Below are 25467 nucleotides of genomic sequence, written 5' to 3' on the forward strand. Positions count from 1 at the left end.
CACCGCGCCGGGCACGCCGCCCCACACTTTCCGCAATTCCCGAATGGAGGGAAACCGTGCGCTTCATCCTGCGCCGCCTGGGTTTCTACCTGATCGCCTTCTGGGTATCCATCACGCTGAACTTCCTGCTTCCGCGCTTCATGCCCGGCGACCCCGTCTCCCGCATGTTTGCCCGCTCCGCCGGCCAGATGCAGCCCGAGCAGATCGAGGCCCTGCGCAAGCTCCTCGGCGTTGACGAGCGTCCCATCTGGGAGCAGTACGCCGACTACCTGTACAACATCGTCACCGGGAACATGGGTGTGTCCATCACCAGGTTCCCCACTCCCGTCACTGAGGTCATCGCCTCCCAGATCGGCTGGACCCTCCTGCTGGGCACAACCGCCCTGGTGATTGCCGCCGTCGTGGGTAACCTGCTGGGCATCCTGGCCGCCTGGCGGCGGGGCAGCGCGATCGACTCGGCGCTGCCGCCGCTGCTGATCTTCATCGGCTCCTTCCCGTACTTCTGGCTCGCGATGGGTGCCCTGTACCTGTTCGGCGTGATCCTGGGCTGGGCGCCGCTGCGCCACGCGTTCACCGACGGCCTGGAACCGGCCTTCACCTGGGAGTTCATCGCCGACGCCGGAGCGCACCTGGTGCTGCCCGCGCTGACGATCGTGCTGGTGTCGGTGGGCGGCTGGATGCTGGGCATGCGCAACACGATGATCGCCACCAACGCCGAGGACTACATCACCATGGCCGAGGCGAAGGGCCTGCGCCCGGGCCGCATCATGTTCCGCTACGCCGCCCGCAACGCCATGCTTCCCTCCGTGACGAGCTTCGGCATGGGCCTGGGCTTCGTGGTGGGCGGCGCGTTGCTCACCGAGGTGGTGTTCGCCTACCCGGGCGTGGGCTACCAGCTGCTCAACGCAGTGCAGGGCCTGGACTACCCGCTCATGCAGGGCCTCTTCCTGACCATCACGGCCGCCGTGCTGCTGGCCAACTTCCTGGTGGACATCCTGTACGTCCGCCTCGACCCGCGCGTGCGCAGCAACTAGGGGAGACCATGACGACTTTTATTGAACCCTCGCCTTCCGCGCCGGAAGTGATTGTGGCGAGCCCGACGGCGGCACCCGCCTCCGCCGATCAGTCACCCGCCGCTCCGTCACCCGCCGCTGCGGGCAAGCCCCGCAAGCCGAAGCAGGGCCTGGTCCACGGGCTGCTCACCAACACCAAGGCGATGGTGGGCGCGAGCATCCTGCTCGTGTTCATCGCCCTGGCGCTCCTGGCCCCGGTACTGTTCCCGGGCGATCCGTCCCGCATCACGGACATGGCGGGGCTGGAACCGTCCCCCGAACACTGGCTCGGCACCACCGCCAAGGGCCAGGACGTCATGGCCCTGACCATTCACGGCTCCCGCAGTTCGCTGCTGGTGGGCCTCACCGTAGGCTTCGCCTCCACCTTCGTGGGGATCTTGGTGGGCCTGGCCTCGGCTTACTTCGGCAAGTTCGTGGACGAGGCCTTGTCCCTGGTGACCAACGTGTTCCTGCTCCTGCCGGGCCTGCCGCTGCTGGTCATCCTGGCAGCGTTCCTCCCGCCGGGGCTCGGCACGGTCATCCTGGTGCTGATCGTCACCGGCTGGGCCGGCTCCGCCCGGGTGCTGCGCTCGCAGGCGTTGTCCATCCGTTCCAAGGACTTCGTGGCCGCGGCCGTGGTGTCCGGTGAACGGGCCGGCCGGATCATGTTCCGCGAAATCCTGCCCAACATGGCGTCGATCGTGATGGGCACCCTGCTGGCCTGCGTCATTTACGGCATCGGCGCGCAGGCGGGCCTGGAATTCCTGGGCCTGGGCGATGTCAGCACCGTCTCCTGGGGCAACAACCTCTTCTGGGCCGGCAACGAAGGCGCCCTGCTCACGGGCAGCTGGTGGGTGTTCGTGCCCTCCGGCCTCTGCATCGCGCTGGTGGCCTTCGCCCTGGCCCTCATCAACTACGCCGTGGACGAGGTCACCAACCCCCGCCTGCGCAAGATCAAGCCTGTTTCGGAAGGGAAGGCAGCCAAATGACCGTCTCCCAAGTCTCCTTCGGCACCCACGAAGCCGTACTGGAGGTCAAGGACCTCACCGTGAAGTACGTGGGCGACACCCGCTCCACCACCGCCGTCGACCGCGTTTCCTTCAGTATCGGCACAGGCGAGATCTTCGGCCTGGCCGGGGAATCAGGCTGCGGCAAGTCCACCATTGCCAACTCGCTGATGCGCCTGCTCAAGCACCCGGCCCGGATTTCCGGCGGCAGCATCCGCTTCGGCGGCAAGGACGTGCTGGCCATGAGCCCGGAGGAACTGCGCCGTTTCCGCTGGCAGGACGTGGCCATGGTGTTCCAGTCGGCCATGAATTCACTCAACCCGGTGCTGACCATCGGCGAGCAGATCACTGACATCTACACCACCCACGCCGGCTACTCCCGCAAGGAATCCCTGCGCCGGGCCGGCGAGCTGCTCGAACTGGTGCGGATCAATCCGGTCCGTCTGAAGTCCTACCCGCACCAGCTCTCCGGCGGCATGCGCCAGCGCGCCGTGATCGCCATGGCCGTGGCCCTCAAGCCGTCCCTGCTGATCCTGGACGAACCCACCACCGCGCTGGACGTGGTGGTGCAGCAGGAAATCATGGCCCAGATCAAGGAACTGCAGCACGAACTGGGCTTCTCCGTCCTGTTCATCACGCACGACATGTCCCTCATGGTGGAGCTCTCGCACCGCATGGCCGTGATGTACGGCGGCCGGATCGTGGAAACCGCCAAGGCCGCGGACATCCACACCAATCCGCAGCACCCCTACACCCAGGCCCTCATGGGCGCGTTCCCGCCCCTCACCGGCCCGCGCGTTCCGCTCACCGGACTGCCCGACGGCGTGAAGTTCCGCAATATCCCGGACCTCGCCGAGGTTTCGCCCGGCCATTACGTGGCACCGTTCGGTGCCGAGCTCCTGGAAACCGGCGCCTTGGAAGGAGCCACCCGATGAGCAGCACCATGACAGGCGCCGCGGCGCCCGCAGCCGGCGTCGAAGCCGGCCCGGCCCTGGAAATCCGCGGCCTCAGCAAGACCTTCCCCATCGGCGGGCTGTTCTCCCGCAAGGCCGTCCGCGCCCTCCATGACGTGGACCTGAGCCTGGGCCGCGGCGAAATCGTGGCCCTCGTGGGGGAATCCGGTTCCGGCAAGAGCACCCTGGCCCGCTGCGTGGCCCGCCTCGAAAAGCCGAGCGCGGGGGAGATCCTGCTGGACGGCGTCGACGTCTTGAAGCGGGACCGCTTCCAGGCGTCCCGCGAGTACCGCTCCCAGCTGCAGATGGTGTTCCAGGACCCCTTCGGCTCGCTCAACCCGGCCCACCGGATCGAGCACTTCCTGCGCCGTTCCCTGGCCATCCACGGCAAGGCCGGCACCGCCGCCGCAGCGCAGGCGCGGCTGGAAGAACTCATGGCCACCGTGGGCCTGCAGCCGGACATGCTCAACTCCTACCCGCACGAACTGTCCGGCGGGCAACGCCAGCGTGTGGCCATCGCCCGTGCGCTCGCGGTGGAACCGCAGGTGATCCTCGCGGACGAGCCCACGTCCATGCTGGACGTCTCGGTGCGGATCGGCATCCTGAACCTGATGCGCAAGCTCCGCGACGAGCAGGGCATCTCGATGCTCTACATCACCCACGACCTCGCCTCCGCCCGCTACCTCGCGGACCGCACCGCCGTGATGTTCGCCGGGGAACTGGTGGAGGAAGGTGAATCGCTGGACCTCCTGGCCAACCCCGCCCATCCGTACACGCAGTTGCTGGTGTCCGCCGTCCCGGATCCGGCGCGTGCCGGCTCCTATGACCCCGTCCGCCGGGCGGAGCTGCGCGCGGCGGTGATGAGTCCGGCGTCGTGCGCGTTCGACGGCGACCCGGAACAGCCCTGCTCCGCCGAACATCCCGTCCGCCACCGCGTGGGCGCGCCCGAAAACCGCCACTGGGTGCGATGCCACCTCTACCGCCCCGCCGCCGGCTCGGCCGGCCACGCCCTCGCAGAAGCCAAGGTTTCCTGAATGACTGAATTGACGCACCCGCTCGCCACCGTCCCCCGCGGGGAACTCGTGGCCCGCGCGGAAGCCGACCCGCACCGCCCCCGCTTCCACTTCGTGTCGCCGGCCGGCTGGCTCAACGACCCCAACGGCGTCAGCCAGTGGAACGGCACGTACCACCTCTTCTACCAGTACAACCCGGAGGGCGCCTTCCACCACCGGATCCTCTGGGGCCATGCGGTCTCCACGGACCTGGTGCATTGGGAGGACGTACCCGTGGCGCTGGAGCCGGGACTTGGTCCCGACGATACGGACCGGGACGGCTGCTGGTCCGGCGTGCTGGTGAACGACGGCGGCGTGCCCACCCTGGTGTACTCCGGCCGGCACGGTGAGCGGGAACTGCCCTGCGTGGCGGTCGGCTCGCCGGATCTGCTGAGCTGGAGCAAGGCGCCGGAAAACCCTGTCATCGCGGCTCCGCCCGCCGGCGTCGACATCACCGCGTACCGCGACCACTGCGTGTGGCGCGAAGGCGAGACGTGGCGGCAGCTAGTGGGTTCCGGCATCCGCGGCCGCGGCGGCACCGCCTTCCTCTACGAATCGGCGGACCTCCGCTCCTGGGACTACGTGGGCCCGCTGTTCATCGGCGACTCCTCCGGCGACCAGGAGGCCACGGACTGGACCGGCACCATGTGGGAGTGCGTGGACCTGTTCCGCTCCGGCGCCGGTGTGCTGGGCGGGCCCGGCGGGCCGGCCGACGACGTGCTGGTCTTCTCCGCATGGAACGACGGCGACACCCGCCACCCGCTGTACTGGAGCGGCCGGTATTCGGGGGACTCCTTTGAACCTGCGGCGCTGCACCGGCTGGACTACGGCGGCCGCTACTTCTACGCCCCGCAGTCCTTCAAGGACGAGTCCGGCCGGCGCGTCATGTTCGGCTGGCTGCAGGAAGGCCGGCCCGAGGAAGCCGCAGTTGAGGCCGGTTGGTCCGGCGTCATGAGCCTGCCCCGCGTGGCGACGCAGGCGCCGGACGGCACGCTGTCCTTCGCGCCAGTGCCCGAGCTGGAGCGGCTGCGCACCGGACATGTCCAGCTGCCGGGCCAGGTGCTGGTGGGCGCGGTGGACACGGGAATCGCCGGAAAGCAGCTGGATCTGGAACTCGAACTGGAGCTGTCCGCCGGTTCCACGGTGCGCCTGGGTGTCCTGGGTTCCGGCGACGGACGCGAGGAAACCGTCGTCGAACTTTCCCTCGCCGCGGATGGCAGCTCCGGAACGCTGTTCCTGGACCGCAGCCGCAGCAGCCTGTCCGCCGAGGAAGAAGGCCTGGACACCGAGCCGCGGGAAGGCCCCGTGCCGATGCCCGGCGGCCGGGTGTCCCTGCGCGTCCTGGTGGACCGCTCCGCCGTCGAGATCTTCGCGAACGGCAAGCCGCTCACCGCGCGCGCCTATCCGGTGCTCGACGGCGGCCACGTCACCCTGGCGGCCGAAGGTTCCGCCCGGCTGTTGTCCTTCGACGCCTGGACCATGGGGGAGATTTTCGGAGGTGGCCGCGTCCTCTTCCCGTAAGAATCCTCCTTCACCCGTTGATCAAAGGCGATCTGAATGCACAAAAGAATAGTTGCCGGCCTCACGGCCGCAGTCCTCGGTACGGGTTTCGCGGGAACGGGGGCTGCCGTACCCGCGGCGGCCCTCGGTCCGGGACCCGTCACCCTCAACAGCACCACCAGCACCATGCCGGACGCAGTGGGCGTCACCGGCAGCTGGACCCGGACCGCGCAGGGCGGGTACACCGCCGTCGCGCAATCCGGGCAGAACGCGGCCGCCATTAGTGAGCAACTGGTGGCCGGCACCGCGCGCTATACCGCAGGAGTAAAGGTCGACGCCGGAACACCTTTTGGTGTGGGGGCGCTCGTCTTCCGTGCCACCTCCGACGCCGCGGCCGGCTATGCGGCCACCATCGATCCGAACCTGGACCGGGTGCGGCTCTTCGACCTGGCCACGGGGCAGGACATCACCACGCCGGCGTCCGTGCCGCTCAACACCGGCCAGTCCTACACCGTGGACGTGCACGTGGACGGCCCGCGCATCTACGTCGCCGTGGACGGCGTGGAACGGATCGACGCCACGGACCACCGCTACAACTCCGGGCACGTTGGCCTGCACGCCTACAACGGCACCGTGAACTTCGGCGCTCCCGGCGTCCGGACGCTCGACGCCAACGTGGACGGCTGGTCGGTTTCTTCTGCCTCCGCCTGGCAGGCCACGGCCACGGGATTCCGGGGTGCGGCGCCGGCGGACACCAACATCCGGGCCGTCGCCACCGGGCAGTCGCCCGCGGACACGGACTTCACCACCGACATCCAGCTCACCTCCACGTACGGGGTGGGCGCGGTGCTGCTCCGCAGCAACGCCGCCGGCACCTCCGGCTACGCGGCCGAGGTGGACCCGAACGCCGGGCGGCTGCGCCTCTACCGGGTCTCGGACAATGCCACCCTGGGCACCTTCGCCACGGCCATCACGCTGAACAAGGTGTACCGGCTGCGGGTCACCGCGGTCGGGTCGAAGCTGTCCGTCTACTGGCAGACCGACTTCCTGGACCCCAATGGAGCCACGCCTTCCATCACGGCCACTGACTCTTCGGCGGCGTCCGGGAACGTGGGCCTGCTGTCCTACAACGGCACGGCGGTGTTCCAGAGCATGACGCTGCGCGGGCTCGAAACGTCCCTGCAGGGTTGGCGCGTTGCGTCCGGGGCGTGGGAGCCGGACGCGCGCGGGCTCCGCGGAACTGCCTCTTCCGGCACTGCGGTGCGTTTCGTCCCGGCGGTGGCGTCCGACGTCGTCGCCTCCCTGGACCTGAACGCCGCCTCCCCGGCGACCGCCTCCGTGGTGGTCCGGAGCAATGCCGACGGCAGCGGCGGCACGGAACTGCGGATCGATCCCGGCGCCGGAACGGCGAAACTGTACAACCGCGCCACCGGCGCCCTGCTGCTTTCGGGGACGCTTCCGGCGGGCAGTTTCACGGCCGCGCAACAAGGATCCCTCAACCCCTTCAACCGGGTGCAGCTCACGCTCAAGGGCAGCACTGCCACGGTGCTGCTAAATGGCACGACCGTGCTAAATGGTTCCGCGGGCGCGGCACCCGGAAGCGGCTTCGCTCTGCTGGCCGCGGGTGGAAGCGCCACCTTCCAGAACGTGCGCGCGGATGCTGTGGAGGACTACATGAACGGGCTCTATCAGCCCGGCTACCACTACACCCAGAACTCCGGCAGCAGCTCGGACCCCAACGGCCTGGTCTACTTCGCCGGCGAATACCACTTGTTCCACCAGGACCGCGGCCGCTGGGCCCACGCCGTCAGCACGGACCTCATCCGCTGGAAGCAACTGCCCATCGCACTGCCGCACCTGGCCTCGGGGGAGTCCTGGTCCGGTTCGGCCGTGGTGGACGCTTCCAACGCCAGCGGGCTTTTCAATGGCGTGGCCGGTGGAGGATTGGTGGCGTTCTTCACCTCCTTCAACCACGACGCCCCCAACGGAAACCAATCCGTGCGGGCCGCCTACAGCGCGGACAAGGGCCGTTCGTGGAAGTTGGTCCAGGACGCTCCCGTGGTCCAGAACCCCGGCGGAGCCAACGGCGGCTGGGATTTCCGCGACCCCAAGGTCAGCTGGGACGCTGTTGCGGGCAAGTGGGTGATGGTGGTGGCTGGCGGCGACCACATCCGCTTCTACACTTCCACCAACCTGGTGTCCTGGACGTTCGCCAGCTCCTTCGGCTATGGCGACTGGGTGCGCGGCGGCGTCTTCGAATGCCCGGACTTCTTCTCCATGCCTGTGGAGGGACAGCCGGGATCCTCGCGCTGGGTGCTGTACTGGAGCACCGGCGCGGTACGCGCCACCAATGGGTCCGCGGCGCAGTATGTCACGGGAACGTGGAACGGCAGCAGCTTCACGCCGGACACTCCGGCAACGCAGGTCCTGGAGGCGGACCACGGTCGCGACTACTACGCAGCCATGAGTTTCTCCGACGCGCCGGACGGCCGGCGGATCATGATCGGCTGGATGAGCAACTGGGACTACGCCTTCAGCCCGCCCACCGGGCGCTGGAACGGACAGCTCAGCATTCCGCGCGAACTGAAACTCGTGGACATCGCCGGAACCGGGCTGCGGCTGACGCAGGCCCCGGTTGTGGAGGAGGAGTCGCTGCGGGCCTCCACGTGGCAGACCTCCAACGTCACTGTCACCCCGACGTCGGCCAATCCGCTGGCCGCGGCCTCCGGGCGTTCCTACGAACTCGAGGCCGAGGTGGCGCTGCCCTCCACCGGCGGTGCGTCCTCCTTCGCTTTCGGGTTGCGGAAGGGGAACGGTTCCACGGGCGCACAGGAGACTGTGGTCAAGTACGACGCCGGATCGGGCGCCGGACCGGGAACGGTCACCGTGGACCGGGGTGCTTCGGGGCGGGAAGACTTCACGCGCTACTTCGCCGGAACCGCGGCGGACAACGCTTCGGCGCCGTGGAGTTCCACGGTGGTGGGAACCGAGAAGCGGGTGACGCTGCGGGTCCTGGTGGACTCGTCCTCCGTGGAGGTCTTCGGCGGGGACGGGACGGCGTCGATCACTTCGCTCGTGTTCCCGGACCACTCCTCCACAGCTCTGTCCTTCACGGCCACGGGCGGCACGGCCCGGCTGGTCTCCGTCAAGGTCCATCAGCTCAGCGACACCGCGCGCGTGGCGGGGACACCGCAAAGCAGCGCGCCGCCGTCGGCCCCTCTGCCCGCGGTGACCGGTACCGCCCGGCACAACCTGGGCGCGTACACAGTGGTTCCCGGCGGCCGCTGGGAAAGCACAGGCGCAGGCCTGGCCGGAACCTTCGACAAGGACTCCACGGCCATGAGCCCCGGTTCATTCACGGATGTGCGGGTGCAGGCCGCGGTGCGCTTCAGCGGTGAACCCTTCGCGGGAGCCATGCGCAACCGGGACCTCGCCCCGGAACGCGGCTACGGAGGGGCCGGCTCGGTGCTGCTGCGGTCCTCGGCGGACGGATCCAGTGCGTACTACGTGAACCTGGACCCGAACCTGCGCGAAGTCCGGGTGTTTGTGCTGGTCAACGGCGTGTTCAACCCGGCCACGGGCGTCCTGGCGAAGGTGCCGCTGGCGCTGGCCCAGGGCGTGAGCTACCAGCTGGATGCCGCCATCCAGGGGAACCGCATCACAGTCTCCGTGGACGGCAGCCAGCTGATCGACATCACGGATGCGCAGTTCAGCTCGGGGAAGGTGGGCGTGAACGTCTTCGACGGCCGCGCCGCCTACCAGGACCTGGTGGTCACCCCGCTCTGATGCCGACGGCGGCCCGGGCCCTTAGGCCTGGGCCGTCACCGGCGGCAGCGCGGACCACGGGAAGGTGATCCACTTGTCCGTGCGACGCCACTCGAAGTCCGGGGCCAGGATGGTGCGCGGCTTGGTGTAGAGGCAGACGGTCTTCACGTCGGCGCCCCAATCGGCGATCAGCTCGACCACCTTGGCCAGGGTGCGGCCGGAGTCGGACACGTCGTCCACCAGGAGGACTTTCTTGCCGTGCAGGGCGCCTTCGTCCAGCATCGGCGGCAGGACCACGGGCTCGGGGAGCACGGTGCCGATGCCCGTGTAGAACTCCACGTTCAGGGCGCCGCAGGCCTTCGCACCGAGCGCGTAGGCGATGGAACCGGCCAGCAGGAGCCCGCCGCGGGCGATCGCGACCACGACGTCCGGCTGGAAGCCGCTGTCCACCACGGTCTGGGCGAGTTCACGGGAGGCATCGCCGAAGTCGTCCCACGTGAGGACTTCGCGTTCGGGTTCGGGGAGGACGGCGGCGCCGGAATCGTCGAGGATTGTCATTCCCCAAAGATACCGCTTGGGATACCAAACGGCGTCAGGCCTTCTTCGCCCGTTTGGCAGTTCGCGGCAGTGTTTCGCATCAACACTGCCGCGAACTGCCAACTCGCGGAGGGAGGGGCGGGCAACTTAGCCCAGCGGCAACGCGGGGTCGTACTGCGGGGTGTGCGTGGTCATGCTGATCAGGCGGCCGTGGGCTCCGAAGGTGAAGTGCACGGGCTCGGTGCCTGCCTCGTCCCAGCCGAACAGATAGCCGTGCGAGCGGATGGCCGTGACATCCCGGTGGTCGGCGATGGTCACCGAACCGCAGGGGATGACCTTTTCGCGCCAGGTGAAGACGTAGATGCCTGGGCGGATCTGGAAGGTGGTGTTGGTGTCGGTGTCCGCCAGGCCGCGCTCCGGTCCGGCCAGGCACTGCCACGTGTACCATTGCGGGCTCAGGTAGACGTGCTCGTAGGCGTGGATGTCGCTGTAGACCCACTCCACGCGGCGGCCGATCAGGGCAGTGGTCTCCGCCACCGGATCGCCCGCGGGGGCTGAACCGGCGATCACGCCGGGGAGGAACTGGTGGCGGACTGCGGTTTCGCCGGGTTCCGGTTGGCCCAGCACGGCGCCGATGAACAGGGCCCGGCCGAAATCGAGGTCCAGGAACAGCGAGACCGAGTAGTTGCGGTCGGCCGCCGAGTGCCACTGCGCGTAGTAGAGTCCCTCGGCGACGGCGAACGCCTCGTAGTGGTCGTCGCCGGACCGTCCCGCGGCGCTCCAGGAAACAGTGCTGCCGCCGAAGTCGAAAACGAACCCGCCGCCGTCGGTCTCTACAGTGACTTTGCTGCCGGCCAGGTCCTGGACCGGGGTGGCCTTGTTGGCGTCGAATCCTGGAGCCAGCCCGTCCAGGGGCAGCCAGGTGGAGGTGTCGAGGAGGTTGTTGCTCATTGCTGTGTCCTTATGTACAGCCGGCGGCCTTAAGGACCGGCCGTCGGCGATGGCGGCATCTGGCCCGCTGTGTGCCGGGTCACGTTTCCTGGCGGGCTTGGCTCCCAGCGTAGGGAGCGAACGCGGCGGCTTCCTTGTCTGCGAGCGAAGGCCGCTTGTCTAAATTGGCAAGCCCGGTATCCCATTCGGCGGCGCGTCCAGGCGGCGTGCGCGCAGCGACAAGTTGCCTTCGCCGCCCGTCAACGTTCCGGCTCGGATCCGCTGGCAGCATGGGGGAAAACTTGTGGAGGGGAGGTCGGCGTGGACCTTGGGCTTGCGGGAAGAACCGTGCTGGTGTCCGGGGCCGCATCCGGGATCGGACGGGCGTGCGCGCTCGCATTCGCCCGGGAGGGCGCCCGCCTTGCGCTCCTTGATATCGACGACGACGCCGGAGCGGCCCTCCAGCGCGAGCTCGCCGGGGTGCCGGGTGCCGGAGCGTCGCGCTTCTTCCGTGCCGACGTCAGCGACGAAGCCACGGTCAGCGGTGCGGTGCGGGACGCGGCGGCGGCGTTCGGCGGGATCGATGCCGTGGTGGGGTGCGCGGGGATTTCCGGGCCCGTTGGCCTGGGCGTGGAGGACGTTGCGCTGTCCGATTTCCGGCGCGTCATGGAGGTGAACGTGACGGGACAGTTCCTGCTGGCCAAGCATTGCGCCCCCTTCCTGCGCGTCGCGGCCGGCAGTTCCCCGGGAGCCGGTGCCATGGTGCTGCTCGCCTCGGATTCGAGTTTCGTGGCGGCGCCGGGAATGGTCCCGTACAACGCGTCCAAGGGTGCCGTGCTGCAACTGACCAGGGCCCTGTCCGTGGAACTCGCCGCCGACGGGGTCCGCGTCAACTGCGTCTGCCCGTCGGTGGTGGATACGCCCATGGCCCGCACGGACTTGGGCGAAACCTCCGAATCCCTGAACGCCCGCGATTTTCCCGTGCAGAGCCCGGAGCAAGTGGCCAACCATGTGCTGTACCTGGCGTCCCCGGCGTCCGCGCCGGTGAACGGCACCAGCCTGGTGTCCGACTTCGGCTACCTTGCCCGGTCATCCTTCCCCGCCTGAACCCCTAAGGAGCAACAGTGACAACAAGCAAACCCCTCGCGGGCCAGGTGGCCCTCGTGACCGGAGGCGGCACCGGCATCGGCGAGGCCATCGCCGCCCGGCTGCTGCAGGAAGGCGCGGAAGTCGCCGTCGCGGGCCGTCGACGGGAGCCGCTGGACGCCGTCGCGCAGAAGCACGGCGCCTTCCCCGTGGCCGCGGACGTGGCGGATGCCGCGCAGGCGCGCGCCGCCGTCGACGCCGTCGTGGAGAAGTTCGGCCGCCTGGATATGGTGGTGGCGAACGCCGGCGGCCACGGCTTTGCGTCCGTGGAGGACACCGACGACGCCGCGTGGCAGGCGAGCCTCAACGCCAACCTGACCACGGCGTTCACCACGCTCCGCGAGGCGCTGCCGCAGCTGAAGCAGAACGGCGGGCGCGCCGTGGTGGTGTCCTCGCTGGCAGGCCTGTTCGCGGGGCCGAATGTCGCGGGCTACACCGTGGGCAAGCATGCGCTGATCGGGCTCACCCGTTCCCTGGCCCGCGACTACGGCCGCTACGGCGTCCGCGTGAACGCGCTGTGCCCGGGCTGGGTGCGCACTCCCATGGCCGACGCCGAAATGGACCAGTTCGCCGAGGGCGCCGGATTGTCCGGGCGCGAGGAAGCCTACGGTGCCGTGACCGCGAACGTCCCCTTGGGCCGCGCCGCGGAACCCGCCGAGATGGCGGGAGTGGTGAACTTCCTGTTGTCCGTGGACTCCTCTTACATCACCGGAGCAACGATCGTGGCCGACGGCGGCGCGCACGTGGTGGACCTGCCCACCATTGCGTTTGATGGGGTGGTGTAGGGCCCGTTCAATCCCCGGCTACTCGCGGCACACCCAGAGCGTCGCTGATTTCATCGTCGATTGTGCGGAAGCTGTGTAGCCCGTAATCGCCAACCGGCTCGATCGGTCCGGGAAGTTCAACCCCATGGTCGTCGAAGTACTGTCCCCTCCACGCGCTTAGGAAACAGTGCTGGGGGAGCACATCTTCCGGGGCCAGCGGGATGTTGACGAGGGTCTCGAAATATCCGCGTGACCACGGAAGCCTGTTCGTCATCATTGGCGAAACGAGCAGACGGTCCGGACGCAGGCGAACTCGCTCGGGCACGGTCTTCTCGAGCGATTGATCCCGGAAGATGTAGATCAAGATCGCGGGCAGCGCGTTCTGCGCAACAGTCCAGCGCACTTCCGTCGAGATCACGCGTCCGAAGAGGAACGGTTTCTCGGCGAGCTGGAAGGCGAAGACATCGCCCGGCTGAGGCTTCTTCCTGGACGGCTTAAGCACGCGGAGATTCGTCACGCTCTCGGTCATTATTTTCCGTTCTGGGCGAGCCATGCCATGCCCCAGCGGACAAGTCTTGGTGTGCAGTCGACTCTAGCTTCGTGAGTTGGAAATGGCTCCTTAAACCCAGCAGTCCTCCTCCACAACTAAACCTGTGGAGGAGGACTGCTTTTCCGTTACTGAATCCGGACGCTAGCTGCGGGCGGCCGCCGCGGCGGTTTCGCCGTCGGACATGGCCTTCCACTCAGCCACGCGTGCCTGGTGCACGGGCGACTTGCGGACCACGGTGTAGGCAACGCCCAGGATGGCGAACCAGATCGGCGTTACCAGCAGCGCGGTGAGGGTGTCCGGCTGGGTGGTGAGTGCCCACACCAGGAAGGCGAAGAAGGCGAAGACCACCCACACCATGACGATGCCGCCGGGCATCTTGAAGGTGGATGCGGCGTGCTGTTCCGGGCGGCGCTTCCGGTACACGAGGTAGCTGGCCAGGATGATCGACCACACGAACATGAAGCAGACGGCGGACACGGTGGTGACCATGTCGAACGCGGCGCCCACGTCCTTGCCCGCGTAGAGCAGCACGACGCCGGCGAGCAGCAGTACACAGGACAGGAACAGTGCGTTCTGCGGAACCTTGCGGCTGGACAGGCGCGCGAACACCTTGGGGGCGTCGCCGTCGTTCGCCAGGCCGAACACCATGCGCGAGGTGGAGTAGATGCCGGAGTTCGCGCTGGACATGGCGGAGGTCAGCACCACCAGGTTCACCACGGTGGCCGCGATGCCCAGGCCTGCCAGGGAGAACATGGCAATGAAGGGGCTGTGGCCGGCCTTGAATTCGGTCCACGGGGTGACGGACATCAGGATGATGAGGGCGCCCACGTAGAACAGCATCACGCGCACCGGAATGGCGTTGATGGCGCGGGGGAGGTTGTGCTCCGGGTTCTTGGTTTCGGCCGCGGCAGTGCCCACCAGCTCGATGCCCACGAATGCGAAGACGGCGATCTGGAAGCCGGCCACGAAGCCCATGAATTCCTTGGGGAAGAAGCCGCCGTGCTGCCAGAGGTTGGCGAAGCTTGCCGCACCTGCCGAAGACTGGAAACCGGTGAAGATCATCACCAGGCCCACCACGATCAGCGCCACAATGGCCACGATCTTGATGAGCGCGAACCAGAATTCCGTCTCGCCGAACGCCTTCACGGTGGGCAGGTTCAGCAGGAGCAGGATGACGATGGTGGCCAGGCCCGGGATCCAGAGCGGGATGCCCGGCCAGAGTTCGTTGGCGTAACCGGCAATCGCGATCACGTCGGCAACGCCCGTGACCACCCAGCAGAACCAGTAGGTCCAGCCGGTGAAGAAGCCCGCCCAGGGGCCAAGGAGGTCGCCTGCGAAGTCGCTGAAGGACTTGTAGTTGAGGTTGGACAGCAGCAGCTGGCCCATGGCGCGCATGACGAAGAACAGCATGAAGCCGATGATCATGTACACGAAAATCACCGAGGGGCCTGCCACGGAGATGGTCTTGCCGGAGCCCATGAAGAGGCCCGTTCCAATCGCCCCGCCGATGGCGAGGAGCTGGATGTGGCGGTTGCTCAGCGAGCGTGAGAGGTGGGGCTCGCTGTCCCTGCTGGAGGCAGCGCGCTGCCCCGTGGTTGTCTGCTCAGACATATGTAGGTCCTTTGAGTGATTCGCCAGATGAGTGATCTGGCTAACAAAACGACCTATCCACGGTAACCCTTCTGGGCAAAAAACACGTGATCGGGGCCTCCTGCTGAATTTCATATTCCGACCGAACGTCCGGATGAGGGCGCTGAAACGCCGCTGAAGCACCGCCGAAGTACCCGCGAAACGCACCGGAAAGCCTGCAGCACGCGTCCGGAAAAAATTCTTCGGAAAGCCGCGTCACGATTCGCCGCGGGCCCGTACTTAACTATCGCCCGATGCCCCGCGTCGACGGCCGGTAGTTGCGATCATCCAGCCGGCGCCGGGGGACCTGCATGCCGGGCGGGGCGCTGCCATCCCCCATTGGCGGCGCCGGGCCTGCCACCTGAGACCAGGCGGGCCCGCGGCCGGTCGCATCCCCATGTGCGGCCGGCCGCGCCCTTTCATGGCACGCTGGGTCCATGACCTCCACTCCTGCGGATCGGCCGGCCCTGGCGGCGTTTGCCGTCGACGGCGGAACGTTCAGCCTGTGCCGCGCCGTGCGTTCGGATCTTCCCGCCATCCTCGGGCTGCTCGCCGCCGACCAGCTCAAGCGCGAGGACATGTCCGATCCCGCGCCCTATGAGCGGGCCTTCGAAGCCATCGACGCCGACCCCGCGCACCTCCTGATGGTCGGCGAGCTGGGCGGCAGCGTGGTGGCCACCTTCCAATTGAGCTTCCTGCCTGGCCTGTCCCGCCGCGGATCCTGGCGCGCGCAGATTGAGGCGGTGCGGGTTGATGAAGCTCTCCGCGGACGCGGCCTTGGCGCCCTGATGATCGGCTGGGCCGTCGACGAAGCGCGGGCGAAAGGATGCAGCCTGGTCCAGCTCACCACGGACAAGTCCCGCACGGACGCGCACCGTTTCTACGAACGCCTCGGCTTCGTCGCCAGCCATGAGGGCATGAAGCTCGCGCTCTGAGCGCCGCCCGAAGTCCCGTGCGCTGTCTGCTCCGCCACATTCCATTTACTTTAGGTGCCCTAACTATTAGGCTTCCTAAGTATGAACGCCGACAACGCCCTCACCGGCCTCGCCCAGGAATTCCGCGACGCCCTCCGCCAGAGCGTGTATGTCCTCCGCCGGCTGGACGACGACGCGGAGCTGAGTTCCGCCCAGCTGGGCGTACTGAAAATGGCGTACGACGGCGGCGCCCGGGTAGGCGAAATCGCCCGCGACCTGGGGGTCAAGGTCCCCAGCGCCACCGAGCAGATCATCCGCCTCGAACGTGCCGGACTGCTGCGCAGGGAAGCCGATCCGGACGACTCCCGGGCCGTCCGGGTGCAGCTCACCGCTGAGGGGAGGGCCGCCGTCGGGCATGCCGACCAGCACCGCAATGAGCGCATCGCCGCCATCCTCGCCACGCTTGATCCGGCCGAACGTGACGCCGTCCGCGCCGCCCTGCCGGTGTTCCACAAAATCAACAACTCGGTGCGCGGCTGATCAGTCCCGCAAACCCAGCCGCGGCAACCACCAACAGCAACAGGAGCATCACCACATGAACGGCCAGCTCGCAGAGCACCTGCAGCCAGCAGAAGAAACCCTCGACGCCGAAAAGGCCTCATTCCTCAAGCAGCCCAAAGCCGTGTGGGCCACCGCCATCGCGGCCGTCTTCGCGTTCATGGGCATCGGGCTGGTGGACCCCATCCTGCCGGCCATTGCCACCAATTTGGACGCGACGCCCAGCGAGGTGTCCCTCCTGTTCACCAGCTACTTCCTGGTCACCGCTGTGGCCATGCTGGTGACCGGCTTCGTGTCCTCCCGGATCGGCGGGAAGAAGACGCTCATGATCGGCCTGGCGCTGATCGTGGTGTTCGCCTCGCTGTCCGGAATGTCCGGATCGGTCGGTGAGCTGGTGGGCTTCCGTGCCGGCTGGGGCCTGGGCAACGCGCTGTTCGTGGCCACTGCGCTGGCGGTGATTGTCGGCGTCGCGAGCGGCGGGGCCGGAACCGCCATCATCCTCTACGAAGCCGCCCTGGGCCTGGGCATTTCACTCGGCCCGCTGCTCGGCGCACTCCTGGGCGGCTGGCAGTGGCGCGCCCCGTTCTTCGGCACCGCCGTCCTCATGGCGGTGGCGTTCATCGCCCTCATGGTGCTGCTGCCCAAGACGCCCGCCCCGGCGAAGAAGGCCCGCCTGCGTGACCCGCTGCTCGCATTGGGCCACAAGGGCCTGCGGACCACGGCGGCCAGCGCGCTCTTCTACAACTACGGTTTCTTCACCATCCTGGCCTTCACCCCGTTCATCCTGGGCATGGATGCCTACGGAATCGGTGCGGTGTTCTTCGGCTGGGGCGTGGCCGTGGCCGTGTTCTCGGTATTCGTGGCGCCCATCCTGCAGCGCCGTTTCGGTACGAACAACGTCCTGGTCGGCACGCTGGCAGCCCTCATGCTGGACCTTGTGGGGCTAGGACTGGCCGCGGGGCACTCGGTGACGGCCGTCGTCGCACTGGTGATCGTGGCCGGCGCGCTGCTGGGCATCAATAACACCCTCTACACCGAGCTGGCCATGGAGGTCTCGGATTCGCCGCGGCCGGTGGCCTCTGCCGGCTACAACTTCGTGCGCTGGATGGGCGGCGCCTTGGCACCGTTCGCCGCCGCCCAGCTGGGCGAACACTTCGGGCCGCAGCTGCCGTTCTTCGCCGGTGCCGTGGCGCTGCTCCTGGCGATCGCCGTGGCCGTGGGCGGCCGGAAATTCCTGGCAGCCCACGAACCGCACCTGGTGTAGCCCGGCTACTTGGTCTCGAGCGGTTCCACCTTGGCGCCTTTGGGAACGAACAGGGTTTCGGCCTGCTCCAGGGACATGCCGTTGGTCTCGGGCACCTTGAACATGACGAAGAAGAAGGACGCCGCCGCGAAAAGGGCGTACATGCCGTAGGTGAGCGGCAGCGAACCGGCCGCCATGACGGGGAAGCTCAGGGTGATGGCGAAGTTCGCCACCCACTGTGCCGCGGCGGCAAGGCCGAGCGCGCGGCCACGGATACGGGACGGGAAGATCTCGCCGAGCAGCACCCACACCAGCGGACCCCAGGACACGCCGAAGCTGACCACGAAAAGGTTCGCCGCCACCAGGGCCACCGGGCCCCAGGCGCCCGGAAGCGAGATGTCCGCGCCGCTGCCGGTGGCCGTGGAAAACGCCACGGCCATGGCGCCCAGGGACGCCGCCATGCCGATGGATCCGGCCAGCAGAATGGGACGGCGGCCGATCCGGTCCACCAGGGCGATGGCCACCAGGGTCACCAGGATGTTGGTGATGGAGGTTGCCACGGAGATGGTGAGCGAGTCCTTCTCCTGGAAGCCGACCGCCTTCCAAAGGGTGGTGGAGTAGTAGAAGATCACGTTGATGCCCACGAACTGCTGGAGCACGGACAGGATGATGCCGATCCACACCACGGGCTGCAGGCCGAATGCCTTGCCGCGCAGCGAACCCTTCCGCGCGGAGAGCTGGTCCTGCTGGATGGATTCGCGGATTTCCCGGATGTGCCGTTCGGTGTCGTCACCGGGCATGAGGGCGTCGAAGGTCTTGCGTGCGGCGTCTTCCTTGCCGTTGAGGACCAGGAAGTGCGGGGATTCGGGCAGGGTGTAGGCGATCACGCCGTACACGGCCGCCGGGAGGGCGCAGGCGATGAACATCCAGCGCCAGGCTTCCAGGCCCAGCCAGAAATCGTGGTGCGCGCCGCCTGCGGACGTGGCCAGCAGGGCATCCGACAGCAGGGCTGCGAAGATGCCGCTGGTGATGGCCAGCTGCTGCAGGGAAGCGAGGCGGCCGCGGATCTGCCGCGGTGAGATCTCGGAAATGTACGCGGGTGCGATCACCGACGCCAGGCCGATGCCCAGGCCGCCCACCAGGCGCCAGAAGATCAGGTCCCAGACGCCGAACGCCAGGCCCGTGCCCACGGAGCTGACCAGGAACAGCAGGGCGCCGAGCTTCATTGCGGGAATGCGGCCGTGGCGGTCGGCCACCTTGCCGGCGAGGTAGGCGCCGGCTGCGCAACCGACCAGGGCGATGGCCACGGCGAAGCCCGTCACGGCCTCGCTCAGGGCGAACTCGTCCTTCATGGCGTCCACGGCACCGTTGACCACCGAGGAATCGAAGCCGAACAGGAAGCCGCCCACTGCGCCCGCGACGGCGAGGCCAATGACCTTGCGGTGGACTCCCGGTTGTTTGCCGGAACTGGAAATGGACATGGCTCTCCCTTGAGGACTGGGTGGCTTGGGTGGCGCGGCTATCGTCGGCTGCTGAACTCCAATGGAGGCGCCGGTGCACTCGCGGTAAACAGTGTGGCACGCCACAGCGCTTGATTTCCATTGTGTTAAAGAGTTGAAGGCATGTGACTCTGCGCACCTTGGTGCCACGCGGGCATGAAAAACGGGGGCAAGCGCGTCAACGCTTGCCCCCGTTGCGGTCTGTTGCGGGTCCTTTGCGAGCCCTTCCGTGACGGAGCGTCAGTGGGCCGCTGCGGCCTCGGCGTCCGTCTCCTTCGGAGCAGCCTTCGGGTCCGTCAGCTTCTTGTTGGGAAGGGCGAAGCTGATCAGGAATGCCAACAGGGTGAGCCCCGCTGCGGTGAGCATGACGGCGTCGATCGCCTGGGCGAAACCCTCGGTGATCGGCCGCGTCAGCACCGGGTTGGCCGAGTGCAGCCAGCTGGTGTCATTGAGCGATTCGTTCGAGGCGCCGTTCTTGAAGAAGTCGAACAGCTTGGCGTTGGCGGGGTCCCCGGCCACGGCAGGATCACGCAGCACCGCCTGGTAGTCCGCGCTCGACGCCGCCTCCTTCATGCGCTCGCCGATCCGGTCCGCGGCCTGGCTGAACAGCATCGAGATGAACACCGCGGTGCCCACGGCGCCACCCATGGAACGGAAGAAGGCCGCCGTCGACGTTCCCACGCCCATGTCCTTCGGCGGAACCGAAACCTGCATGGCCAAGGTGAGCGGCTGCATGCAGAAGCCCAAGCCCATGCCGAAGAACACGGCGATCAGGCCGGGAACCCAGAGCCCGGTGTCCACGCCCAGCGAGACCCCCATGACGACGGCGGCCGCCGTGAGGACGCCGGTGCCGAGGATCGGGAAGATCCGGTAGGTGCCCGACGCCGAGATGGTGCGTCCGGCGGTAATGGAACCGGCCAGGATGCCCACCGTGAAGGTGATCATCATCAGGCCCGCCTCGGTGGGAGTGAGGCCCTTGACCAGCTGCAGGTACATCGGGAGCATCGCGATGGCCCCGAACATGCCGATCCCGATGATGAAGTTCAGCAGCGAGGACAAGCCGAAGGTGGCGTTGCGGAACAGCCGCAGCGGAATCAGCGCGTAGTCCCCGGCGTGACGCTCGGCCAGGAGGAAGGCGACGATGCCGATGGCGCCGAGGCCGTAGCACAGCCAGGACGCGCCGGAGGTCCAGCCCCAGCTGCGGCCCTGTTCGGCCACGAGCAGCAGCGGAACGATTGCCAGGGTGATGGCAGCCGCGCCCCAGTAGTCGATCTTCTGCTTCACATGGCGGGCGGGCAGGTGCAGGTACATGAAGACCACCACCAGTGCCGCCAGGCCGATCGGCAGGTTGATGAAGAAGACCCAGCGCCAGCCGTCGAAGCCCAGGATGTTTGCCGAGCCGGCGAAGGCGCCGCCGATCACCGGGCCGAGCACCGAGGAAATACCGAAGACGGACATGAAGTAGCCCTGGTACTTGGCGCGGTCCTTGAGTGCCACGATGTCGCCGATGATGGTCAGGGCGAGGGCCAGCAGCCCGCCGGCGCCCATGCCCTGGATGCCGCGCGCAACGGCGAGTTCCGTCATGGAGTGCACCGAGCCCGCGTAGAGCGAACCGGCAAGGAAGATCAGGATGGCCAGCAGGTACAGCGGGCGGCGGCCGAAGATGTCGCTGAGCTTGCCGTACAGCGGGGTGCTCACCGTGGATGTGATGAGGTAGGCCGTGGTGGCCCAGGCCTGCAGGGAGAGGCCGTCGAGGTCGTTGGCGATGGTGTAGATCGACGTCGACACGATGGTCTGGTCCAGCGAAGACAGGAACATGCCGAGCATGAGGCCCACCATGACGGTCAGGGTCTGCCGGTGGGTCAGGACTTCGCCGGGTGCCCGGACGGGGGTGGATGTGGGCATCGGTCCTCCAAGGGAAGGCGTGGCTGGATAAGCGAACGGATAGTTGCTTTCAGTAACTATCCTAATTCACGCTGTATTCCCTGGAAGGCCGGAGACCTTGCGGGCCCTACGGTTCCACGAGGATGCCGTCCGGATCGCAGTAGATCATGTTCCCCGGTTCGATGTGCACGCCGTCGATCACCACGGGGACATCCACTTCGCCGCGGCCGGTCTTGCTGCTCTTCTTCGGGTTGCTGCCCAGGGCCTTCACGCCGAAGGGCAGTTTCGCCAGCGCCAGGCGGTCCCGGATGGCGCCATTGATGACGACGCCGGCCCAGCCGTTCTGCACGGCGCTTTCGGCGATCATGTCCCCCATGAGGGCCGTGCGCAGCGAGCCGTTGCCGTCGATCACCAGCACGGCGCCTTCGCCGGGGGTGCCGAGGACGGTTTTCACCAGGGCGTTGTCCTCGAAGCACTTCACCGTGCGCACCGGACCGCTGAAGTGGCTGTGACCGCCCAGGTCCTGGAACTGCAGTGCGATGGATGCGAGTTCGTCGCCGCGCTCGTCGTAGAGGTCGGCGGTGCTCAGCTGCTCGTTCATCATTGACTCTCCTTGCTCTGTTGTTTGCCACCTTAACCCCGCCACCCCGAACGCCACGCCAAGGAATAAGCTGAATCATCACCATTACTCGCCAGGGGGAGCACCACATGAGCCAGAGCACGACGACGGCACTCGCCGAGCCGGTGGAGCGTGTCCGCCCGCTGTGGATCACCGGCGTCGTGCTGGTCAACCTGGGCATCAATGCCGCGTTCTTCGGCCCCATCCAGGTGCTGCTCGGACAGCAGGCCATCCACTTCGACGAAGGCCAGAAGGAAGCGATCCTGGCGTTGGTCACGGGCTGCGGCGCCGCCGTGTCGCTCGTGGCCAACCCCTTGTTCGGCGCGTTCAGCGACCGCACGGCGTCCCGCTACGGGCGTCGCGTGCCGTGGGTGCTGCTCGGGGCCATCCTCGGCGCCGCCGCACTGGTGGGCCTGGCCGGTGCGCCGAACGTCGCCGTCATGACCATCCTGTGGTGCCTGGTCCAGGCCGGCTGCAACGGCGCCTACGCCGCGGTGACCGCCGCCATTCCGGACCGGGTGCCGGTGGTGCAGCGCGGCACAGTAGGTGGCCTTGCGGCCATGGGCCAGACGGTCGGCATCCTGATCGGTGCGGTGATCGCCTCGGCGGTCGCGGGGAACTTCGCCGCCGGATACCTGGTGTGCGCCGCGGCGCTGGTGGCCGGCGTCGTCCTTTATCTGTTCAAGAGCGACGACGCCCCGCTGGCTGCCGCCGCCCGCCCGCCGTTCAGCCTGGCCGCCTTCGCGAAGGGCTTCTGGGTGTCGCCGGTGAAGTACCCCGATTTCGCGTGGGCTTGGCTGACCCGGCTGCTGGTGAACATCGGCAACCACATGGTCACCCTGTACCTGCTGTTCTTCCTTAAGGACGCCGTGCACCTGCAGGAGACGCAGGGCATCGCGCCGGAGTTCGGCGTGCTGATCCTCACGGGCCTCTATGCGGTGATGGTGATCGTCACCAGCGTGATCGGCGGCGCCCTGAGCGACCGCATGGGCCGGCGGAAACCGCTGGTCATTGTGTCCTCGGGCGTGATTGCGCTGGCCAGCCTGATCCTTGGCTTCGCCCCCACCTGGGCCGGCGCGATCACCGGCGCCCTGGTGCTGGGCATCGGCTTCGGGGCGTACCTGGCCGTGGACTTCGCGCTCATCACCCAGGTGCTGCCCACCGCGCTGGACCGTGGCCGGGACCTCGGCGTCATTAACGTGGCCAACTCGCTGCCGCAGGTGGTGGCGCCGCTCATCGCGTTCCCGTTCGTCACCTACTGGGGCGGGTATGTGTCCCTCTATGTGGCAGCGGCGGTGATCGGGCTCCTCGGCGCGGTGTTCGTGGTGAAGATCAAGAGCGTGGCGTAGGGGATTCCGCTCCCAGACAACTCCCACGTTCCTGCCGTAAAATCTTCACGTCACCCTGGACGCCGCCCGAAGCGCCCCACGGATCAGTGCTCACAGATCGCCGGACATGCCCGAAGAGAATTACCTGGAACCGTATTCGCTGGACCTTGCAGCGGGACTGCCGCGGATGGCAGCTGCCCCCACCACGCCAAGGCAGCAGCTGCGCTATGCCCGGATCCTGAAGACCGCGGCGGGCTTCACCCAGCGGCAGTTCGACACCGTCAGCCTCTCCGACGTCGCGACCCGCGCCCACGTTCCACTCGGCACCCTCTACCGCTACTTCCCCTCCACAGCGCACCTCATGCTTGCCGTCTACCGGCAGCAGCTGCGTGAGCTGGGCGGCGGGCAGGCGAAGTCGGCACGCCTCGCAGATGACGTGGTGCCGCAGCGCGGTGGCCGGCACGGGCTGACCGGCCTGCTCATGGAGATCTTCCACCTGCGGGTGATGCAACCCGCCGTCGAACACTGCCTGACCCGCAGTTCGGACAGCTGGGACGGGGACATCCCGGAGCTGTTGCGCGAGATCGACGCGCTCGCCGAATCCGTGGTGGTGGCAGTCAACAACGACGCCGGACGCGCCCGGATCCTGCTGCATACCGTAAGTGGTCTGGTCCAGTTGGTCGGTTGCCGCCGGCTGTCGCTCTTCGACGCCGAGAAGGACCTCAAGAACGCTTGCGCCCTGCTGGGCGAACCGCCGCAAACGAAGTAACTGGCCTAGACCAGCGGCGCAATTTTGGCGCGTTTTTGCGTGATCAGGGTCACCAAATTGGCTGAGAAAACGTTTCACCACTGCTTCGGCCCTGCGCCCGGACAAAAAGCGCTTTCCGGCTTGCCTACCATGGCAGAACCGAAGCGGCCAGCGGCCCATACTGCAGGAGAAGCAGCCGGGCCACCACCCTTGGCCCGTTCCAAGGCTCCTCACATGCCCCCCTTTTGTGTAAGGCCCGGACTAGGACGTCCCGTCCGGCGGGCCCACCGCTAGCCTGAGGAGAACAACGACGTGTCCACGGAAACCATCGGTACCGGCAATGAAGAAGCGCTCGTCCTGAGCGAAGAGGAAATTTTCGCGGCCCACGAGGGCGGCAAGCTATCGGTGTCCAGCACCGTTCCCCTGAATGACAAGCGCGATCTCTCCATCGCCTACACCCCGGGTGTGGCCCAGGTGAGCCGCGCCATCCACGCCAAGCCCGAACTCGCCCGCACCCACACCTGGGCCGAACGCCTCGTGGTGGTCGTCAGCGACGGCACCGCCGTCCTCGGCCTCGGCAACATCGGCCCCAGCGCTTCCCTCCCCGTCATGGAGGGCAAGTCCGCCCTCTTCAAGTCCTTCGGCGACCTCGACTCCATCCCACTGGTCCTCAACACCACGGATGTGGAGGAGATCATTGAAACCCTGGTGCGGCTCCGGCCGAGCTTCGGCGCCGTGAACCTCGAAGACATCTCGGCTCCGCGCTGCTTCGAACTCGAAGAACGCCTCATCGAAGCCCTCGACTGCCCCGTGATGCACGACGACCAGCACGGCACCGCCGTCGTCGTCCTTGCCGCCCTCACGAACGCCGCGAAGGTGACCAAGCGCGAACTCAGCGGCCTGAAGGTGGTGGTCTCCGGCGCCGGAGCCGCAGGCATCGCCGTCGCCGATCTCCTGCTGACCGCGGGCGTGGAGGACGTCATCCTGCTCGACTCGAAGGGCGCCATCAACAGCGCCCGCGCGGACATCGCGGCGGACCCGGCCAGCAAGAAGGCCCGCATGGCCGAACGCACCAACCCGCGCGGCATCAGCGGCGGCCCGGGCGAGGCACTCCGGGGCGCCGACGTCTTCGTTGGCGTGTCCTCCTCGAAGCTGGACGAAGAGCACCTCAAGCTGATGGCCGAAGACTCGATCGTCTTCGCGCTGTCCAACCCGGACCCCGAGGTGCTGCCGGAAGTCGCGGCGAAGTACGCCGCCGTCGTCGCCACCGGCCGCAGCGACTTCCCGAACCAGATCAACAACGTGCTCGCCTTCCCGGGCATCTTCCGCGGAGCGCTCGACGCCGGCGCCCGCCGGATCACGCCGGACATGAAGATTGCCGCGGCGCGTGCCATCGCCGAGCTTGCCGAGGAAGACCTCTCCGCCGGCTACATCGTGCCGAGCCCGCTCGACGCCCGCGTTGCGCCGAGTAAATCCTCGCCACACCCCAACGCGGGGTCAGTTACGGCCCATGTTTGGCACCCGGATGGGCCGTAACTGACCCCGCGTTGCTGGTTTGCCGCCCAATAGACTGGCGGACATGAGCGGGGAAACCATCGTCACGATCCTGTGCGGCCTGGCCATTGCCGTGGGTGTTGCTGGCACTGTCATTCCTGTGCTGCCCGGCAGCATCCTGGTCGGGGCGAGCCTGCTGGCCTGGGCCCTGTGGGGCGGAGCCGGCACGGCAGGCTGGGTGGTCTTCGGCGTCGGCCTCACGTTCGTAGCTGCGGGCATGGCAGCCAGTGCGGTC

Annotated in this window: 21 protein-coding genes and 1 pseudogene; 15 read left to right on the forward strand and 7 right to left on the reverse strand. The window is 67.6% G+C overall.

The features are described 5' to 3' along the window. Positions 1-56 precede the first annotated feature (56 nt). The 6 genes from BIU82_RS16830 to BIU82_RS16855 are packed head-to-tail and all read left to right on the forward strand — an operon-like array spanning position 57 to position 9350. Positions 57-1034, forward strand: coding sequence for an ABC transporter permease (locus BIU82_RS16830; RefSeq protein WP_070350598.1), 978 nt, complete (start codon positions 57-59; stop codon positions 1032-1034). A gap of 8 nt (positions 1035-1042) precedes the next feature. Continuing rightward, entirely contained in the window at positions 1043-2041 is a 999-nt protein-coding gene (locus tag BIU82_RS16835; protein WP_253182825.1) for an ABC transporter permease, read from the forward strand. Then, positions 2038-2994, forward strand: coding sequence for an ABC transporter ATP-binding protein (locus BIU82_RS16840; RefSeq protein ID WP_070350599.1), 957 nt, complete (start codon positions 2038-2040; stop codon positions 2992-2994). Before BIU82_RS16835 ends, BIU82_RS16840 begins: the two co-directional genes overlap by 4 nt. Then, complete coding sequence (locus BIU82_RS16845; RefSeq protein ID WP_070350600.1) at positions 2991-4046, forward strand: ABC transporter ATP-binding protein; 1056 nt, start codon at positions 2991-2993, stop codon at positions 4044-4046. The genes BIU82_RS16840 and BIU82_RS16845 overlap by 4 nt, the downstream gene beginning before the upstream one ends. Next, positions 4047-5585 (forward strand): glycoside hydrolase family 32 protein, encoded by a 1539-nt coding sequence (locus BIU82_RS16850; RefSeq protein ID WP_070350601.1) that lies wholly within the window; start codon positions 4047-4049, stop codon positions 5583-5585. Positions 5586-5621: 36 nt separating this feature from the next. Further along, complete coding sequence (locus BIU82_RS16855) at positions 5622-9350, forward strand: glycoside hydrolase family 32 protein (protein WP_070350602.1); 3729 nt, start codon at positions 5622-5624, stop codon at positions 9348-9350. Positions 9351-9371: 21 nt separating this feature from the next. Here the strand turns inward: BIU82_RS16855 and BIU82_RS16860 are convergent, their stop codons facing one another. Both BIU82_RS16860 and BIU82_RS16865 read right to left on the reverse strand, forming a co-directional pair. Then, positions 9372-9887 (reverse strand): phosphoribosyltransferase, encoded by a 516-nt coding sequence (locus BIU82_RS16860; protein ID WP_070350603.1) that lies wholly within the window; start codon positions 9885-9887, stop codon positions 9372-9374. A 126-nt stretch (positions 9888-10013) separates the two neighbouring features. Continuing rightward, positions 10014-10817: a MoaF C-terminal domain-containing protein gene (locus BIU82_RS16865; protein ID WP_070350604.1), complete on the reverse strand. Its 804-nt coding sequence runs from the start codon at positions 10815-10817 to the stop codon at positions 10014-10016. A 300-nt stretch (positions 10818-11117) separates the two neighbouring features. On the opposite strand from BIU82_RS16865, the gene BIU82_RS16870 reads away from it, so the two are divergent. Both BIU82_RS16870 and BIU82_RS16875 read left to right on the forward strand, forming a co-directional pair. After that, positions 11118-11903 carry an SDR family oxidoreductase gene (locus BIU82_RS16870; protein WP_070350605.1) on the forward strand — a complete coding sequence of 262 codons (786 nt, stop codon included), beginning with the start codon at positions 11118-11120 and terminating at the stop codon, positions 11901-11903. A gap of 17 nt (positions 11904-11920) precedes the next feature. Continuing rightward, complete coding sequence (locus BIU82_RS16875) at positions 11921-12727, forward strand: SDR family oxidoreductase (protein WP_070350606.1); 807 nt, start codon at positions 11921-11923, stop codon at positions 12725-12727. 7 nt (positions 12728-12734) lie between these two features. Here BIU82_RS16875 and BIU82_RS16880 read toward each other — a convergent pair whose 3' ends face one another. Together BIU82_RS16880 and cycA are read right to left on the reverse strand one after the other, a co-directional pair. Next, entirely contained in the window at positions 12735-13235 is a 501-nt protein-coding gene (locus BIU82_RS16880) for an Imm26 family immunity protein (protein WP_070350607.1), read from the reverse strand. 162 nt (positions 13236-13397) lie between these two features. Beyond that, complete coding sequence (gene cycA / locus BIU82_RS16885) at positions 13398-14867, reverse strand: D-serine/D-alanine/glycine transporter (RefSeq protein ID WP_070350608.1); 1470 nt, start codon at positions 14865-14867, stop codon at positions 13398-13400. 455 nt (positions 14868-15322) lie between these two features. On the opposite strand from cycA, the gene BIU82_RS16890 reads away from it, so the two are divergent. From BIU82_RS16890 to BIU82_RS16900, 3 genes are all read left to right on the forward strand, one after another. Beyond that, positions 15323-15820, forward strand: coding sequence for a GNAT family N-acetyltransferase (locus BIU82_RS16890; protein ID WP_070350609.1), 498 nt, complete (start codon positions 15323-15325; stop codon positions 15818-15820). Between the two features lie 81 nt (positions 15821-15901). Beyond that, positions 15902-16339, forward strand: coding sequence for a MarR family transcriptional regulator (locus BIU82_RS16895; protein WP_070350610.1), 438 nt, complete (start codon positions 15902-15904; stop codon positions 16337-16339). Positions 16340-16394: 55 nt separating this feature from the next. Then, a complete protein-coding gene (locus tag BIU82_RS16900; protein ID WP_070350611.1) occupies positions 16395-17621 on the forward strand; it encodes an MFS transporter in 1227 nt (408 codons plus the stop codon). A 5-nt stretch (positions 17622-17626) separates the two neighbouring features. On the opposite strand, the gene BIU82_RS16905 is transcribed toward BIU82_RS16900, so the two are convergent. The 3 genes from BIU82_RS16905 to rraA all read right to left on the reverse strand — a co-directional run bounded on the left by BIU82_RS16905 (position 17627) and on the right by rraA (position 21584). Beyond that, on the reverse strand, positions 17627-19081 hold the full coding sequence (locus tag BIU82_RS16905) for a sugar porter family MFS transporter (RefSeq protein WP_070350612.1): 1455 nt from the start codon (positions 19079-19081) through the stop codon (positions 17627-17629). A gap of 258 nt (positions 19082-19339) precedes the next feature. Next, the gene (locus BIU82_RS16910) at positions 19340-21004 is read right to left on the reverse strand and encodes an MDR family MFS transporter (protein WP_070350613.1); all 1665 of its coding nucleotides are present in this window, start codon (positions 21002-21004) and stop codon (positions 19340-19342) included. A gap of 106 nt (positions 21005-21110) precedes the next feature. Beyond that, entirely contained in the window at positions 21111-21584 is a 474-nt protein-coding gene (gene rraA / locus BIU82_RS16915) for a ribonuclease E activity regulator RraA (protein WP_070350643.1), read from the reverse strand. A 107-nt stretch (positions 21585-21691) separates the two neighbouring features. On the opposite strand from rraA, the gene BIU82_RS16920 reads away from it, so the two are divergent. The 4 genes and pseudogenes from BIU82_RS16920 to BIU82_RS16935 form a co-directional block, all read left to right on the forward strand. Beyond that, positions 21692-22951, forward strand: a complete 1260-nt coding sequence (locus tag BIU82_RS16920) for an MFS transporter (RefSeq protein ID WP_070350614.1) — start codon at positions 21692-21694, stop codon at positions 22949-22951. Positions 22952-23057: 106 nt separating this feature from the next. Beyond that, positions 23058-23699: a TetR/AcrR family transcriptional regulator gene (locus BIU82_RS16925; protein WP_070350615.1), complete on the forward strand. Its 642-nt coding sequence runs from the start codon at positions 23058-23060 to the stop codon at positions 23697-23699. Positions 23700-23990: 291 nt separating this feature from the next. Beyond that, positions 23991-25214, forward strand: a complete 1224-nt coding sequence (locus tag BIU82_RS16930) for an NADP-dependent malic enzyme (RefSeq protein WP_070350616.1) — start codon at positions 23991-23993, stop codon at positions 25212-25214. Positions 25215-25257: 43 nt separating this feature from the next. Next, positions 25258-25467 (forward strand): annotated as a pseudogene (locus BIU82_RS16935) (DUF456 domain-containing protein); the annotation flags it as partial.

Origin of the sequence: Arthrobacter sp. SW1, assembly GCF_001766675.1 — a bacterium.
Classification (GTDB): domain Bacteria; phylum Actinomycetota; class Actinomycetes; order Actinomycetales; family Micrococcaceae; genus Arthrobacter.

Coding starts and splice junctions, on each gene's coding strand:
- BIU82_RS16835 (WP_253182825.1), top strand. CDS start 1,043: ATGACGACTTTTATTGAACCCTCGCCTTCCGCGCCGGAAGTGATTGTG.
- BIU82_RS16840 (WP_070350599.1), top strand. CDS start 2,038: ATGACCGTCTCCCAAGTCTCCTTCGGCACCCACGAAGCCGTACTGGAG.
- BIU82_RS16845 (WP_070350600.1), top strand. CDS start 2,991: ATGAGCAGCACCATGACAGGCGCCGCGGCGCCCGCAGCCGGCGTCGAA.
- BIU82_RS16850 (WP_070350601.1), top strand. CDS start 4,047: ATGACTGAATTGACGCACCCGCTCGCCACCGTCCCCCGCGGGGAACTC.
- BIU82_RS16855 (WP_070350602.1), top strand. CDS start 5,622: ATGCACAAAAGAATAGTTGCCGGCCTCACGGCCGCAGTCCTCGGTACG.
- BIU82_RS16860 (WP_070350603.1), bottom strand. CDS start 9,887: ATGACAATCCTCGACGATTCCGGCGCCGCCGTCCTCCCCGAACCCGAA.
- BIU82_RS16865 (WP_070350604.1), bottom strand. CDS start 10,817: ATGAGCAACAACCTCCTCGACACCTCCACCTGGCTGCCCCTGGACGGG.
- BIU82_RS16880 (WP_070350607.1), bottom strand. CDS start 13,235: ATGACCGAGAGCGTGACGAATCTCCGCGTGCTTAAGCCGTCCAGGAAG.
- cycA (WP_070350608.1), bottom strand. CDS start 14,867: ATGTCTGAGCAGACAACCACGGGGCAGCGCGCTGCCTCCAGCAGGGAC.
- BIU82_RS16890 (WP_070350609.1), top strand. CDS start 15,323: ATGACCTCCACTCCTGCGGATCGGCCGGCCCTGGCGGCGTTTGCCGTC.
- BIU82_RS16895 (WP_070350610.1), top strand. CDS start 15,902: ATGAACGCCGACAACGCCCTCACCGGCCTCGCCCAGGAATTCCGCGAC.
- BIU82_RS16900 (WP_070350611.1), top strand. CDS start 16,395: ATGAACGGCCAGCTCGCAGAGCACCTGCAGCCAGCAGAAGAAACCCTC.
- BIU82_RS16905 (WP_070350612.1), bottom strand. CDS start 19,081: ATGTCCATTTCCAGTTCCGGCAAACAACCGGGAGTCCACCGCAAGGTC.
- BIU82_RS16910 (WP_070350613.1), bottom strand. CDS start 21,004: ATGCCCACATCCACCCCCGTCCGGGCACCCGGCGAAGTCCTGACCCAC.
- rraA (WP_070350643.1), bottom strand. CDS start 21,584: ATGAACGAGCAGCTGAGCACCGCCGACCTCTACGACGAGCGCGGCGAC.
- BIU82_RS16920 (WP_070350614.1), top strand. CDS start 21,692: ATGAGCCAGAGCACGACGACGGCACTCGCCGAGCCGGTGGAGCGTGTC.
- BIU82_RS16925 (WP_070350615.1), top strand. CDS start 23,058: ATGCCCGAAGAGAATTACCTGGAACCGTATTCGCTGGACCTTGCAGCG.